This window comes from Haloarcula mannanilytica, from assembly GCF_005406125.1.
Taxonomy (GTDB): Archaea; Halobacteriota; Halobacteria; order Halobacteriales; family Haloarculaceae; genus Haloarcula; species Haloarcula mannanilytica.
Window position 1 is genome coordinate 252,390 of sequence record NZ_BIXZ01000003.1, and the last position, 13,731, is coordinate 266,120.

Sequence of the window (13,731 nt, forward strand, 5' to 3'; positions counted from 1 at the left end):
AACGCCAGACCTAGTTTGGTAGTAACTCACATACTTATGTATGGGTGACAAATATCTGGATGTCTATGACAGAGGAGGGCGACAGTATTCAGGTTCTCCATGTGGACGATGACAGGAACCTGGCTGATCTAGTTGCGGCTTTCCTTGCACAGGAGAACGAACGAATCTCGGTTCGGACGGCGACCAGTCCCGATGAGGGGTTACAGATACTACACGGGGAGTCGATTGACTGTATTGTTTCCGACTACGAAATGCCGTCTACGAACGGGCTGGAGTTCCTCCAGTCCGTGAGACAGCGGCACCCCGACCTACCGTTCATTCTGTTTACCGGGAAAGGGAGCGAAGAGATAGCCAGCCAGGCAATCTCAGAAGGAGTGACTGATTACCTACAGAAAGGCGGCACCGAGACGTACACACTTTTAGCGAACCGGATAACGAGCGCGGTCCGAGAGGCGAAGACACAGAAGTTCGAAACGGCTGTGAAACAGGAGCCGCTAACGCTGCTGGAACGTATTTCGGACGCCTTCATCGTGCTCAACACCGACTGGGAGTTCACATTCGTCAACGAGGCCGCCGAAGCCGTGTTCGATCTGCCGGCCAGTGACCTCATCGGCGAAGTGATCTGGGACCGCTTTCCCGAGGCTGTGGACACCCCATTTTTCGAGCACTATCACCAGGCAATGGCGGACGGCAATCCGCGAACAATAGAGGAGTACTTCGAGCCCTGGGACCGCTGGTACCGGGAACACCTCTATCCATCTGAGGATGGGTTATCGGTTCTCCTGCAGGACATTACGGAACAGAAAGAACGTGAACAAGAACTCGCACAAACCCGTGAGCGGATGCAACTCGCACTCGAACGGACGAATTCCATCATCTTCGAGATCGATTTCGATGCAAACGAAGTCATCAGGAACGGTGCCTACGAGCAGTTTTTCGATTTGGCCCCGGGCGAAGTGCCCACGTGGAAAGAACACATCTCCCAGGCGGTACATCCCGACGACAGGGAAGCGTTTCAGCAGTTCTATCAGCAGGTATCCGACGGGGTCCGGGAAGGCGGCGAGATCGAATACCGGACGAACCCGAAGCGGGGAGAGGTTCACTGGATCCGAGACGAGGTCCATATCATCGACACCGACGAGGAGGAACCACGACGGGCACTCGGTATTGCACGTGATATAACGGAGCACAAACACATCGAATCTGAACTCCGCCAGGAACGGAACCTCGTTGAGAGCATCGTTGAGACCAGCCCAGTCGGCATCGTGGTCGTCGACGCCGACGGTGAACTGTCGTTCGTAAACGAACACGCGGAGGAGATCTACGGCCGGACTCGCGAGGAACTCAACGAATTTTCCTACGATGACTCGCGCTGGGATATCGTCAACGAGGACGGTGAGCAGTTCGAAGCGGGCAACATTCCCTTCGAACAGGTGGTTGCGCGAGAGAAACCGGTCTACGACCAGGTCCTCGGGTTGCGTCGTCCCTCCGGCAAACGGATCTGGATGTCGGTCAACGGTGCGCCACGCTGGACCGAGACCGGGGAAATGGATGGAGCGATCTTTGCTATCGAAGACATCACCGAGCAACGTGAACTCGAAGCCGAACTCGAAGAGATATTTGGCCGCGTGACTGACGCCTTCTACGCGCTGGATGCGGAGTTCCGGTTCACACACGTCAACGACCGGGCGGCGGAACTGCTCCAGGCGTCCGAGGACGAACTGCTCGGGGAGCGGCTCTGGGACCAGTACCCTGATGCCGCCGAAATCGATGAAGTATGGGACGCCTTTCATATGGCGATGGAGACACAGGAGCCACAGAGCTACGATCTCTACTTTGACCCTCTAGAGTTCTGGGTCGAAGCGACCGTCTACCCCTCGGAAAGCGGTGTTTCAGTCTATTTCAGGGACAGCACCGAGCGAAAGGAACGCGAACGGAAGATCGAACGCCGTGAGCAGTCGCTCCGCCGCGCCTACGAGATTATCGCGGACCATGATCGGTCCGTCGCCGAACAAATTGAGGCACTGCTTGCGGTCGGACGGGAACTGCTCGGGACGGACTATGCGACGTTTTCACACATTGACGCCGAGCAGTACGAGTTCGAGGCGGTTGCTGTCGCCCCCGGTATTGATTTGGAACCTGGTGACACCACAGATCTCGTCGAGTTGCCGATCTGTGAGCGGGTGTTCCGAACCGAGCAGCGACAGGTCATCACTGATGTGGTCGAGGAGGCCCCGGAGCTAATCAGTCCCGTGTGGGACATCAAGTGCTATCTCGGCACACCGGTCGTCGTCGATGACGCGACCTATGGGACGTTTTGCTTCTATGAGAGGGAATCTCGCCCCGAGGGGTTCACCGAGTGGGAAATCACGTTCGTGGAACTGCTCAGTGATTGGATCGGATCAGAACTCTCGCGGGAACTGGCTACAAACCGCTTACAGCGCCAGAACGACCGTCTCGACGAGTTCGTCAGCGTCGTCTCGCACGACCTCCGGAATCCACTGAGTGTAGCCGAAGGCCGGCTTAGACTGGCGCAGTCGGAGTGTGACAGCGCACATCTGGACGAGATTGAACAGGCCCATCGGCGAATGGAGGTGCTAATCGATGACCTGCTGGTGTTGGCCCGGGAAGGCGAGAGTGTGACTGGTAATACCCCAATCTCCCTCCAGCAGATTGCACAGGACTGCTGGACGAACGTCCAGACAGCGAATGCCACAGTCAACATCGACGTAGATCGGATGATACTGGGCGATGAAAGCCGCCTGAAACAACTGTTCGAAAACTTGCTTCGAAACGCAGTCACCCACGGTGGCGACGATGTCACTGTGACAATTGGAGAGTTGGAAGACGGATTCTACGTCGAAGACGACGGGCCTGGTGTTTCCGAGGTGGCATCTGAGTCCATATTTGAGGCTGGATACTCCTCAGCAACGGACGGTACCGGGTTCGGGTTGAGCATCGTCAAACAGATCGTTGAAGCATACGACTGGGAGATTCGGGTGACCGAGAGCCCTGGCGGTGGTGCGCGTTTCGAAATCACTGGTGTCGAGTTTTCCGATGACAGACCGCAATAGCGGGAACAAGGCTTTTTAGCACACAAAGAGACTATTTATCCGTCAGTAGGAACGGTAGCTGAGCAGTTATTTCAGAACTCTCCTGAAGTAACGTCCGAGTAGGGATTGATGAGACACCGACTCATAACTGAACAGACCGACTCTCTCGTAGGTTGCGTATCTCAGAGCAAACACTGATGGAGGACCCAGAGATTTTTCTGATGGCTGGTTGAATGTTCGAATGTGGAAGTGACAAATAGACTGAAGGAGGCGAGTAAACAGGTCCGGCTTGTGAAGCAGGAAGTGGAGGACGACGGCGTTTCTCAGGAGCTTGAGGATGGGTTGGAAGCACTTCAAAACGCGTTGGAGGCACTTGAAGAGGACAACAATTGATTCCCAAAGTGTACTCTGAGACGAGGACTGTGCAGTACCTGCTTGGACCGTGCTGACCAATAAAAATGATAAATATAGCTACATATCGGGTGGGATTTTTGAATATATGGGTGACAAATACAGGGGGATAGGCAGCATGGATTGTACGCAGGTTTCTGGTTCCTACCCGGCCGTCAGTCCCACGTCTGGTTCAGGCCTGCCTCGCCACCTAACCGTTCGTACCGGTCCTCGTTCCCGCAGACGAACCGGAACCAGAATCGGGTCGATGGTTTCCGCAGTCCGTTACATCCCGTCTGTGTCCTGAGACACGATCAGATCGAATGGCGTGTCTGCCGGTTCGTCGTCCGGCGAGAGATAGCCCGCCGCGAAGGCTGTGTACACCTGCTCGCCTTCGAGACCCACATCGAAATCAGCCACTACGTCACCATCGTTGCTCTCAGTATCACCGCGGATCTGGACGGTGTAGTCGTTAGCCGGCACCTCAATCGTACCGGATTCCGTATAGGCGACACCGTCGAACAGCGCGTCACCGGTCGATTCGGCGGTCACGTCGACAGCCGGGGCGTCAGGGGAGACGTGTACCACGCGGAGTCGCGCGGTGTCCGCTCCCGGCGTGGCGTTGTCGTCTTCGAGAACGAGCGGTGCGAAGGCCTCGTCGGCCGCATCGCCGATTTCGCCGGCAGCCGCGATGGTGTACGCCTGTCCACTCTCGACAGTCACGTCGCCCTCGAACACCGACGCATCCGAGTCGCCGGCCGCGGTAATCTCGACCGTTCTGCCGCCAGCGGGGACCTCTAGATAGTCACTGACAGCGCCGAAGGGCACGTCTTCGAGCACGGCCGAGCCGTCGACGTAGATGTCCACGTTCGGGGCGTTCGGCGACATATGCGCCACTCGGACGCTTGCCGGTTGAGACTCGGTTTCAGTACCCGTGCTGCTGTCGCCCGTGTCCTGTGTCACGAGCAGGTCGAAGGGCGTGTCTGCCGGGTCGTCGTCCGGCGAGAGATAGCCTGCTGCGAAGGCAGTGTACACCTCGCCACCGGACAGGTTTACGTCGAACTCCGCGACAACGTCGCCGTCGTTGCTCTCCGTGTCGCCACGCACCTGCAGCGTGTAGTCGCCCTCAGGCACTTCGACGTAGCCGGAGCCGCCATACTCGACGCCGTCATACAGTGCGTCCCCGTTCGACGCGAGCGTCACGTCCACGGCCGGCGCGTCGGGCGAGGCGTGGACCAGGCGGACACGTGCGGTGTCGCCGCCGGGGTCGCTGTTGTCGTCCTCCAGTACAAGCGGTTCGAACGCTTGATCGGCGTTGTCACCGATTTCACCCACAGCTGCGATGGTGTACTCCGTGTCCGCTTCCACCGGAACAGGTCCCGAAAACACCGATGTATCCGGGTCGCCAGCGGCGGTAATCTCTACCGATCGCTCTCCCGCGGGCACGTCGAGGTATTGGCTCACCGCACCGAAGGGAACGTCTTCGAGGACCGCATCGCCCTCTACGTAGACATCCACGTTCGGGGCGTTCGGCGACATATGCGCCACTCGGACCGCCGCCGTTCCCGGCTCGGTCTCCGCTTCGGTCTGGGTCTCCGTTTCTGTCTCCATCGGTGTGTCCATACCACTGTCCGTCTCGGTGTCAGGCTCTTCGGCACCACCGCCACCGTCCCCGCTACAGCCAGCGATGCCGACTGTCACACCGGTCCCGATACCGAGCAAAATCCGTCGTCGAGTCGTGTCTGATGACATCCATCATCCACTCGGATTGTCAGGTAAATAGTACATTTCGTGAGTCTCTCTCAATTCTCTCTCAAATCCGCCTAGAGTGTTTGAAACCGCGGTCTATCCAGATTCGCCGAAACTGTTTTATCTCCTATTCTCAGAATTGTAAAGCATGGAGAATAGGTTTGGCACGCTGGAGTGGGGGGTGATTCTGGGACCCGAGCGTGAGCGCCGTACTCTACGACCGCGAACTTCCACTGGTGCGCCGTCTCGAGGCTGGCCTGCATGTGCAGACCGTATGTCGGTGGATTCTTGCCACCCGAACCGGAAGTGCGACCAGAATGGAGACGGTCCTCTGGCAAACGCTCGCAGGCACTCGCGGAGGACCCAACCGTGCCCGCGTGGTTCGCGCGCTGGCCGACCAGCCGCGAAACGCCAACCAACTCGCCGATGATCTCGACCTGGCATACAACACAGTCAGGTACCATCTTGATGTACTCGAAGACAACGGGGTCATCACCAGCAGCGACGCCGATTACGGCGTCATCTATCTCCCCAGCGAGCAAGCGAGAAACCACTGGGACACGGTCGAACGAATCCTCACACAGGTGGACGACTGATATGCACACGACACAACACTGCCAACGACCAACGGGAGCGAACCGACCACAGGAGCCCACAGTATGAGTCTCGTGTTGAACGGGGCCCGTATCGCCGCCGCAGTCAACATCCTGTTGCTAGGCGTCCTTATCACTATCTGGGCCCAGACCTACCGCGAAATCCGTGCCCCACTGACGCTGGGCTCTATTGTGTTCGCGTCGTTTCTGCTTGCGGAGAACGCCGTTGCCCTGTACTTTTATTTCACCGCCCCGGCGATGCCCGCGATAGCCGTCCAAGTGATGATGGTCCTCCAGATGCTCGAAACGATCGGTATCGGTGTGTTGACGTACTTCACTTGGAAATGATGTTCATGGTTCCAGTGTTTGAGCGATATCATGCCCCCATTTTAATAGATGCTCGTCAGTGTTAAATTTAGATATACATTGCACAGCGACAGGTAGCCCATCGATATTGTCTCCTGTCGGAATGGCGATTGTGGGGAGTCCAGCATGTGTCCATGGAAGATTCATTATTGGATCGCCTGTAGAGTCAATGCCCTCAGGGGCTGGTCCACAGGCACCTGGAGCAATCCAGATATCAATATCGTGGTCATCCATAATCCCGGTCAGGGACTCACGGGTCTCAATACGGCTGTTTCGGCCGACGGCGATCTCTTTCGTTGGGACACTGTACCCCTCAGTTATGAGTTCGGCTGTCTGATCCGCGTACTTTTCACCGTGTTCTTGATACCACTCATGATGTACCATTGCAGCTTCGGCAGCCATGAGTCGTTCGTGGTACTTGTTGATAGCCTTGATGTCAGGTAGCACAGAGACTTCCTTGACATCGTAGCCACTCCTCTCTAACCGGCTACAGTGGGTCCGGAAACGCTCAAGTCCGTCCGAACTAGCCTGCTGGAGATATGGTCCGTTTGGTATTCCAATCGTTGGCCGGTTCATTCCCTCGGGAATCGTTTGCCATTCCTCACAGAGTACGCTGGCGGCTATCTCGGCCCCGGCTACATCTTGCGTGAAGAAACCGACGTGGTCAACCGACTGTGACACTGGAATCACACCTTCAGTCGACACGCGACTGTAGCTGGGCTTGAACCCGACAATTCCACAGAATGAGGCGGGCCTGATGATCGAACCGATGGTCTGGGTCCCTAACGCGAGTGGACAGAGCCCCGCCGCAACTGCAGCGGCAGACCCACTGCTTGAGCCGCCCGGTGTGTGGTTCGTATCGTGTGGGTTTTTTGTTGGACCGGGTTCTGCGTAGGCGAATTCCGCCGTTACGGTCTTTCCGAAGACCAGGGCACCTGCTGATTTGAGCTGACGAACGACAGTTGCCTCCGGGCCAGTCAATTGTTCGGCTGGAAGCGATGAGTTCGCTCTCGTCTGAAAGCCCGAGGCGTGCATAATGTCTTTCACGCCAACCGGAATCCCATATAATGCCTTTTTTGACGAGCCTGTGTCCGGCAGCTGTTCCGCCTCGTTTGCGAGCCGGGACCACCTATCAGATTCGGGAAGCAGCGACTCAATTTTGGGTTCGATGGCCTCCGTTCGCGTTCGAAGCTCCTCCAGGTATTCCTCGACGGACAACGAATTATCTTGGAGCTTTGCAACTGTTTGCGCTAACTGGTTACTGTGAATCATCTACTGAGTACCTGTGACATCTGGGTTGATTTCTGCGTCCAATACGTTGGGGGAGAAATTAACATAATAACCACTGCGATGACGGCAAAAACGAACTGTTCTCTCTGAAAGTCCTGCCCCAAACCAGAATTGACCAAACCATATCCAATATCCGGCCAATTGAATACAGTCTCGGCGACATCCAAACCGCCGATAGTTATTGTCATGGTTGTTGGTTAGACCGTGATGACGGGTTAAACTGGCGTGTTTGCCGGTGCTCGCCATGCGTTCTCTCTTAGGTATCCTCTCATGCGATTGTAGAACAAGAAGTCTCGCCCATTGTCTCAATTACATTTGTTTGCGTAATCAGTGATGCGATAAGCGGGTATCACTCCACGAGTATGCTGAACATGACGATATCATGCATACTGTCTGCGTATTGGTCTGCAGACGTAGACGACGTACACTTGCCTGCATACAAATTCCATCAGTGTGGTGACAATGCGGACAATTTGGGGATGTTTGCTGGAATTGAGGGATGATTTACAGATATGGGTTCGATATACGGAAGACAGACCAAACCATTCGAAATCAGCGAATCAATTTGATGGCATTTGACATTACCTGGCCCGCGTACGGATGCCCTTTCCACGATAGCTACCATAGCCGACCGAATCGACAGCGGTACGTGCAGCGGCGTCGCCACCACATCCCCGACGAGATGATCGGCAACTCCCATTCGGGGGACTTGTGAGTGTCCTGCACGTACTTAACCGGGAGCTGGTGACGACCCATGGTACCACGTAGTCTCTCTAAATTGATGCCGAGTGACATCGGTTCGGGTAATCTCCAGCCGGTCGCTCCATGGAATCATGTTATCGAATGGACGCCAGGAATAATATGAGTACTGCTGTTATTGTGAATGATGTGGAGATTCGTATAGGTCAAACTAATAGAATTTTACAGTACCACTCGATTTCAGTATTGCTGAACGCATGGGGTCCCACTCCACGAATTGCTGATGTTCAGCGAGAGAACGATCCGGGCTTTGTGAGAAAAGCTCTCTGAATAGCACTCTTGGAGTGGTTTCGTCCGTTGAGAGATGCTAGTAGCGCCGCGTAGCAAGCCGGTGGTTAGAGTCAGTCTGACAACACAACGGAGGCCGCGCAGTTACTTTCACCGTCGCAAACGAACCCCTTTCGTAAATATGCACGAGCGTGTCGAATCGTCCGACTTCCTTTGAAAATCAGGGTATACCGAGAATGTGGTAACGTTTGCACTTCAGTTTCATCAGTTTTCCACAATAGTGAATACATTCCAGATAAACATCACTGTTTTCGTCTTTAGACGAATCTGTCGGACGTAGATGCAAAATCGGTATAAAAGTCGTTTATTAATAATGAATAATAGAAATTCGGAATTAATACAGATGGGATGTAGTGGAATAAGAGCCGAGTCGAACAATTAGACATGCCCACGAGGGCCGCGTCACGACATTCTCAGTTTTGGCGCCGTGGTTTCGGCAAATTGTTTCGTGATTAAATCCTCAAATCTTGATATGTTGGGTAAGGATAACGACCTTATTACAAAGGTTCGACATGGTATTCGATGAAAAATACAACTGGTTCTGTTTCGATCAGTACCACCGAATCGTATACGTCAGGCGAACCGCCTGATTCTACCGAACTACACTCCGGGCAAGCCCCTGACCCCGGCCAGAGGGAAGATTCGTAGCTGCTCCCCTCTGTGGTAGTCGTTAACATTATTAGCTACGGACGAGACAGTTTGGAGACACATGCGATACTATCGGGTAGCTACCCATGGAGGCCCCCGGATTATCGTCCGGACTACCGACACAGCGTACGACCTAACCAGTGTGAAGGACGATCTCACCTCATTTCTCGACCTCATTCGCGCCGCGAACATCACTGATAGCGATATCGACGAGGTTGCCGACCGACTCGTCGCGAAAGCGGACGAGGTCGACGTTGACGCGCTTGATGCAGATGTTACTATCCCTGTCGCCCCCAGCGAAATCTGGGCCGCGGGAGTCACATACGAAATCAGTGAGGAAGCCCGCGAAGCCGAGAGCGCGATGCCCGACATATACCGGGAAGTGTACCATAGCGAGCGCCCTGAGATATTCTTCAAGGCGACACCCAATCGGACGGTCGGACCGGGCGAGGCCGTCGGCATCCGCGGGGATTCCGACTGGGACGTGCCCGAACCCGAACTCGGTGTCGTCCTCTATCGCGGTGACATCGTCGGATACACTATCGGCAACGACATGAGCAGTCGCTCCATCGAGGGGGAGAACCCGCTCTACCTCCCGCAGGCGAAAATCTATGACCGCTGCTGTTCCATCGGTCCCTGCGTCACCTCGACTGCTGGGCTGGATGACCCGCACGACTTGGAAATGTCAATGACTATCAGTCGAGACGGCGAGCAGGTTTTTGAGGGGTCGACCACGACAGCTAACATGGCCCAGACCTGTGAGGACCTGGTCTCGTACTACAACCGACACAACGCTGTGCCCGAACTGGCCGTCCTGTTGACAGGCACTGCCATCGTCCCTGACGCATCGTTCACGCTGCAGGCTGACGACCACGTCAGTATCGACCTCGAAGCGATCGGGACGCTCGAAAACGATGTCACCGTTGTCTAGAATGTCTGTCGCCATTGGGACTTTTTCTCGGACCCCGACCTGAAAGAACAGCGATCAACCATACCAGCAAGGTTCTCACGTGGACGATGGGTTCAGAGCGGCGAAGCTCGATAGCTAAATCGGTCCATAAACGCTTTGTGGACTGCCTGTGACCGCTTTCGTATGTCGAACACCGGGGTCGTCGGCTATCTCGAACAGCCCGAATCGACCGAACTTCAGGAGTACGAGCTCCCGACGCCGAAGGACGGAGACCTACTCACAAAGATTGTTCGTGCGAACGTCTGTGGTTCCGAACTCCATATCTGGCGCGGCGAACACCCGCTTATTCGAGACGGCGCCCTTGGTCACGAGGCGCTCTGTCGGGTCGTCGAGACTGGCGGGGAGGTACGGGATAACGCCGGCCAGGAACTCGAAGAAGGCGACCTTGTTGTTCCGGCCTACTTCGCCACGTGCAATGAGTGTGCGCGATGTGGCCGCGGCCAGCACCAGTACTGCGAGAACGCCTACAAGTACTGGTCGCGTGCCCCCGAGGAATGGCCCCACTTTCACGGCACATTCGCGAGCCATTACTACATACATGACGACCAGTACGTGTACAAGGTCCCCGAAGATGTCGATGAGACGGCGGCCGCGGCGGCCAACTGTGCGCTCTCACAGGTACTCAACGGCCTCGACGCTATCGAGGTGACCCAGGGCGACACCGTTGTTGTTCAAGGTGCCGGTGGCCTCGGCCTCAATGCCACGGCTGTCGCCACAGAGCGCGGTGCCGAGACCATCGTCATCGACGGCGTCGCCAACCGTCTGGACCGCGCCGAGGAGTTCGGTGCCGACCACACCGTGAACCTGACCGAGTTCGAGACGGTCGAGGCACGGGAGGAGCGCGTGCTCGAACTGACCGACGGGCTTGGCGCCGACGCCGCCGTTGAGGTAACCGGCGTCCCGGCGGCCATCGACGAGGGATTCCAGTTGCTCGGTAACGGCGGGCGCTACCTCGTCATGGGCAACATTATCCCCGGAAAAGAGGCGACGATTGACCCGGGGAAGGCCGTCCGCAAGTCCATCGAGATGACGACCATGATGCGGTACGCGCCGTGGTACCTGCAGGAGGCTCTTGAGTTCCTCTCCGAACACGGCGACGACTATCCCTTCGGTGAGCTAGTCGATGCTGAGTACCCGCTTGCTGATCTGCAGGACGCGCTCCGGGATTCGGCGAACCGCACCGTGACGCGAGCCGCACTGATCCCTGAGTAGGCGACCGCCGTGGTCACACGGTAATTTAACCCCTTGTGGTGCAACTACTCTGGCATGACAGGGGCCACGCACTCGGTCTGTATCGTCGCCGACGACCTGACTGGTGCGATGGACACATCTCAGGGATTCGCCGTCCGGGGGTACGGCACCTCCGTCGTCGCGGTACCACCGGAGCAACCGGACCAATTGGACCAGCCTCCCGACTCGCCGATACTCGGCGTTAACACAGACACGAGGTACGACGACGCTGCGGCCGCAGCCGATGTGGTCACCGAGGTTGTCAACGCAGTCCCGGCGGAGACAGTATACAAGAAAGTCGACTCGACACTCCGGGGCAACGTGAGAGTAGAGACCGATGCTGCACTCACCGCGTCGGGTGCCGATCTGGCACTGGTCGCCCCTGCCTTCCCGGCGGCCGGCCGGACCACGCGGGACGGGGTCCACTACGTGGCTGGGACGCGACTTGAGGAGACGGAGTACGCGGACGACGAGAAGGGGCCGTCATCGCCGAAACTGACGGCCGTCTTCGAGAGCGACGACAGGGCCGTCGAGCAGATTTCGATTGATGTCATCGAGTCCGGTCGCGACCAAGTCGCGGCAGCACTGACCGCCGCGGTCCAGCGACACGACCGGCCCCCAGTCGTCGTCTGCGACGCGCAAACGACGGAGGACTTGGCCACGATTGCCGACGCCGGTTCCGATCTCGACACGCTCTACGTCGGCAGCGGTGGCCTCGCCGAACACGTCGCCGTGAAAGGCGTCGCTGGCCGGACATCCCAGTCATCAACTGCGGTCGGGCCGGGCTCGCCACTGGCCGTCGTCGGGAGCGTCAGCGCGACCACGCTGGCCCAACTCAAACAGGTCCCCGCAACGGCGGTCGTCGAACTCGACCCAATCGACCTCTTGACGGAGCCGGCCAGCGAGGAGGACGCCAGCCGGGCGGCAGACCGCCTCGCCGACGGACGACCGGCCGTCCTGACCGCAGCCACGGACCGAGAGACTGTCGAACGGACCGTCAAGGAAGGGGAAGCCCGCGACTTGGAGCCCGGCGAGATTCGCAAGCGAATCGCGTCTGGCCTGGCGGCGACCGCCGCTGCAGTCGTCGAATCCCAGTCGCCGTCCGGGTTATTCTACACCGGTGGCGACGTGGCAGTCGCCGGGCTCCGGTCCCTCGATGCGACGACTGTGACGCTAACTGGTGACGCCGTCACCGCCGGAATCCCTGTCGGTCGTCTCGCCGATGGCGCGGCGAGCGGAACGCCGCTGGTCACGAAGGCAGGCGGGTTTGGGTCCGAAGGGACGATTGTTAACTGCCTGGAATATCTCTCGGGAAACGATGAGTGATTCAGGACCAGTCGTCGGGATTACAATGGGAGATCCAGCGGGGATCGGCCCCGAAGTAATCGCCAAGGCGTACCCGAAACTTCGACAGAACAGCCGACCGATAGTGATTGGCGACGCATCCGTTATCGCAGACGCCATCGAAGTCGTCGATTCAGCCCTCGTAGTCGAATCTGTCGGGTCCGTCGACGACGCCACGTTCAGTGCTGAAACCATTCCCGTCCTCGACGCTGACAACGTGGACACGCTCGTCCGCGGCGAGGTCCGCGAGGAGTACGGCGCGGCAAGCCTCGAGTACGTCGAACAGGCGATCGAACTGGCCAAGGCTGGCGACATCGACGCTATCACGACCGCACCGATAAACAAGCAGGCGACGAAGCTCGCCGGCAGCACGTACGCGGGCCACACCGGCATGCTCGCCGATTACACCGATACCGAGAACTACACGATGATGCTCGTCGAAGACGAGCTGCGCGTCACGCACGTGAGTACGCACGTCTCACTGCGAGAGGCGTGTGACCTCGTTACGACGGAGAACGTTCTCGAAACCATCCGTCTCACTGCCGAAGCGCTGCGCGACCTCGGCATCGACTCGCCGTCGGTCGGCGTCGCCGGCCTGAACCCTCATGCGAGCGACGGCGGCTTGCTCGGTGACGAGGACGCCGCCGAGATCGAACCGGCCGTCGAGAAGGCCCGCGAGGACGGCATCGACGCCACCGGGCCGGAGTCGCCCGACACCGTCTACGTCCGGGCGGCCAGTGGCGAGTTCGACTGTGTCGTCTCGATGTACCACGACCAGGGCCACATTCCGATAAAGATGCTCGGCTTCGCCGGCGGATCAGCCGTCTCGGGTGTCAACGTCACCATCGGCCTCCCGATCATCCGCACGAGCGTCGACCACGGCACCGCTTTCGACATCGCCGGCGAAGGAATCGCCTCGGAACAGAGCCTGCTCGATGCTGTGGATGTCGCCGTCGAGATGACCGATACCGGCCAGTCCGACTGATACAGATTTTGTAGCAATTTACCGGTCTGTACTGAATCTGGGTCGAAACTATCCGGGAACAGTCCG

Annotated in this window: 11 protein-coding genes; 8 read left to right on the plus strand and 3 right to left on the minus strand. The window is 57.6% G+C overall.

Annotation, left to right across the window (positions count from 1 at the left end):
• Positions 1-65: 65 nt before the first annotated feature.
• Positions 66-3,074: a PAS domain S-box protein gene (locus tag Harman_RS11855; protein ID WP_160140685.1), complete on the plus strand. Its 3,009-nt coding sequence runs from the start codon at positions 66-68 to the stop codon at positions 3,072-3,074.
• A gap of 222 nt (positions 3,075-3,296) precedes the next feature.
• On the plus strand, positions 3,297-3,446 hold the full coding sequence (locus tag Harman_RS21245) for a hypothetical protein (protein ID WP_160140686.1): 150 nt from the start codon (positions 3,297-3,299) through the stop codon (positions 3,444-3,446).
• 282 nt (positions 3,447-3,728) lie between these two features.
• On the opposite strand, the gene Harman_RS11860 is transcribed toward Harman_RS21245, so the two are convergent.
• Positions 3,729-5,195 carry a DUF4397 domain-containing protein gene (locus tag Harman_RS11860; RefSeq protein WP_137684007.1) on the minus strand — a complete coding sequence of 489 codons (1,467 nt, stop codon included), beginning with the start codon at positions 5,193-5,195 and terminating at the stop codon, positions 3,729-3,731.
• Positions 5,196-5,509: 314 nt separating this feature from the next.
• Here Harman_RS11860 and Harman_RS11865 point away from each other — a divergent pair, with 314 nt between their 5' ends.
• On the plus strand, positions 5,510-5,788 hold the full coding sequence (locus tag Harman_RS11865; RefSeq protein ID WP_137684008.1) for an ArsR/SmtB family transcription factor: 279 nt from the start codon (positions 5,510-5,512) through the stop codon (positions 5,786-5,788).
• Between the two features lie 63 nt (positions 5,789-5,851).
• Positions 5,852-6,133 carry a hypothetical protein gene (locus Harman_RS11870; protein ID WP_137684009.1) on the plus strand — a complete coding sequence of 94 codons (282 nt, stop codon included), beginning with the start codon at positions 5,852-5,854 and terminating at the stop codon, positions 6,131-6,133.
• Positions 6,134-6,136: 3 nt separating this feature from the next.
• Here the strand turns inward: Harman_RS11870 and Harman_RS11875 are convergent, their stop codons facing one another.
• Together Harman_RS11875 and Harman_RS22135 are read right to left on the minus strand one after the other, a co-directional pair.
• Positions 6,137-7,423 (minus strand): amidase, encoded by a 1,287-nt coding sequence (locus Harman_RS11875; RefSeq protein ID WP_137684010.1) that lies wholly within the window; start codon positions 7,421-7,423, stop codon positions 6,137-6,139.
• Positions 7,420-7,629: an ABC transporter permease subunit gene (locus tag Harman_RS22135; RefSeq protein ID WP_137684011.1), complete on the minus strand. Its 210-nt coding sequence runs from the start codon at positions 7,627-7,629 to the stop codon at positions 7,420-7,422. The genes Harman_RS11875 and Harman_RS22135 overlap by 4 nt, the downstream gene beginning before the upstream one ends.
• Before the next feature lie 1,568 nt (positions 7,630-9,197).
• Here Harman_RS22135 and Harman_RS11885 point away from each other — a divergent pair.
• The 4 genes from Harman_RS11885 (at position 9,198) to pdxA (ending at position 13,665) form a co-directional block, all read left to right on the plus strand.
• Positions 9,198-10,067, plus strand: coding sequence for a fumarylacetoacetate hydrolase family protein (locus tag Harman_RS11885; RefSeq protein ID WP_137684012.1), 870 nt, complete (start codon positions 9,198-9,200; stop codon positions 10,065-10,067).
• A 162-nt stretch (positions 10,068-10,229) separates the two neighbouring features.
• Positions 10,230-11,318: a zinc-binding dehydrogenase gene (locus Harman_RS11890; RefSeq protein WP_137684013.1), complete on the plus strand. Its 1,089-nt coding sequence runs from the start codon at positions 10,230-10,232 to the stop codon at positions 11,316-11,318.
• Positions 11,319-11,372: 54 nt separating this feature from the next.
• Positions 11,373-12,662 (plus strand): four-carbon acid sugar kinase family protein, encoded by a 1,290-nt coding sequence (locus Harman_RS11895; RefSeq protein WP_137684014.1) that lies wholly within the window; start codon positions 11,373-11,375, stop codon positions 12,660-12,662.
• The gene (gene pdxA / locus Harman_RS11900) at positions 12,655-13,665 is read left to right on the plus strand and encodes a 4-hydroxythreonine-4-phosphate dehydrogenase PdxA (RefSeq protein WP_137684015.1); all 1,011 of its coding nucleotides are present in this window, start codon (positions 12,655-12,657) and stop codon (positions 13,663-13,665) included. Before Harman_RS11895 ends, pdxA begins: the two co-directional genes overlap by 8 nt.
• Positions 13,666-13,731: the final 66 nt, after the last annotated feature.

What these genes read in the sequence shown, in the direction of transcription:
- Harman_RS11855 (WP_160140685.1), top strand. Translation starts at nt 66, where the DNA reads ATGACAGAGGAGGGCGACAGTATTCAGGTTCTCCATGTGGACGATGAC.
- Harman_RS11860 (WP_137684007.1), bottom strand. Translation starts at nt 5,195, where the DNA reads ATGTCATCAGACACGACTCGACGACGGATTTTGCTCGGTATCGGGACC.
- Harman_RS11865 (WP_137684008.1), top strand. Translation starts at nt 5,510, where the DNA reads ATGGAGACGGTCCTCTGGCAAACGCTCGCAGGCACTCGCGGAGGACCC.
- Harman_RS11870 (WP_137684009.1), top strand. Translation starts at nt 5,852, where the DNA reads ATGAGTCTCGTGTTGAACGGGGCCCGTATCGCCGCCGCAGTCAACATC.
- Harman_RS11875 (WP_137684010.1), bottom strand. Translation starts at nt 7,423, where the DNA reads ATGATTCACAGTAACCAGTTAGCGCAAACAGTTGCAAAGCTCCAAGAT.
- Harman_RS22135 (WP_137684011.1), bottom strand. Translation starts at nt 7,629, where the DNA reads ATGACAATAACTATCGGCGGTTTGGATGTCGCCGAGACTGTATTCAAT.
- Harman_RS11885 (WP_137684012.1), top strand. Translation starts at nt 9,198, where the DNA reads ATGCGATACTATCGGGTAGCTACCCATGGAGGCCCCCGGATTATCGTC.
- Harman_RS11890 (WP_137684013.1), top strand. Translation starts at nt 10,230, where the DNA reads ATGTCGAACACCGGGGTCGTCGGCTATCTCGAACAGCCCGAATCGACC.
- Harman_RS11895 (WP_137684014.1), top strand. Translation starts at nt 11,373, where the DNA reads ATGACAGGGGCCACGCACTCGGTCTGTATCGTCGCCGACGACCTGACT.
- pdxA (WP_137684015.1), top strand. Translation starts at nt 12,655, where the DNA reads ATGAGTGATTCAGGACCAGTCGTCGGGATTACAATGGGAGATCCAGCG.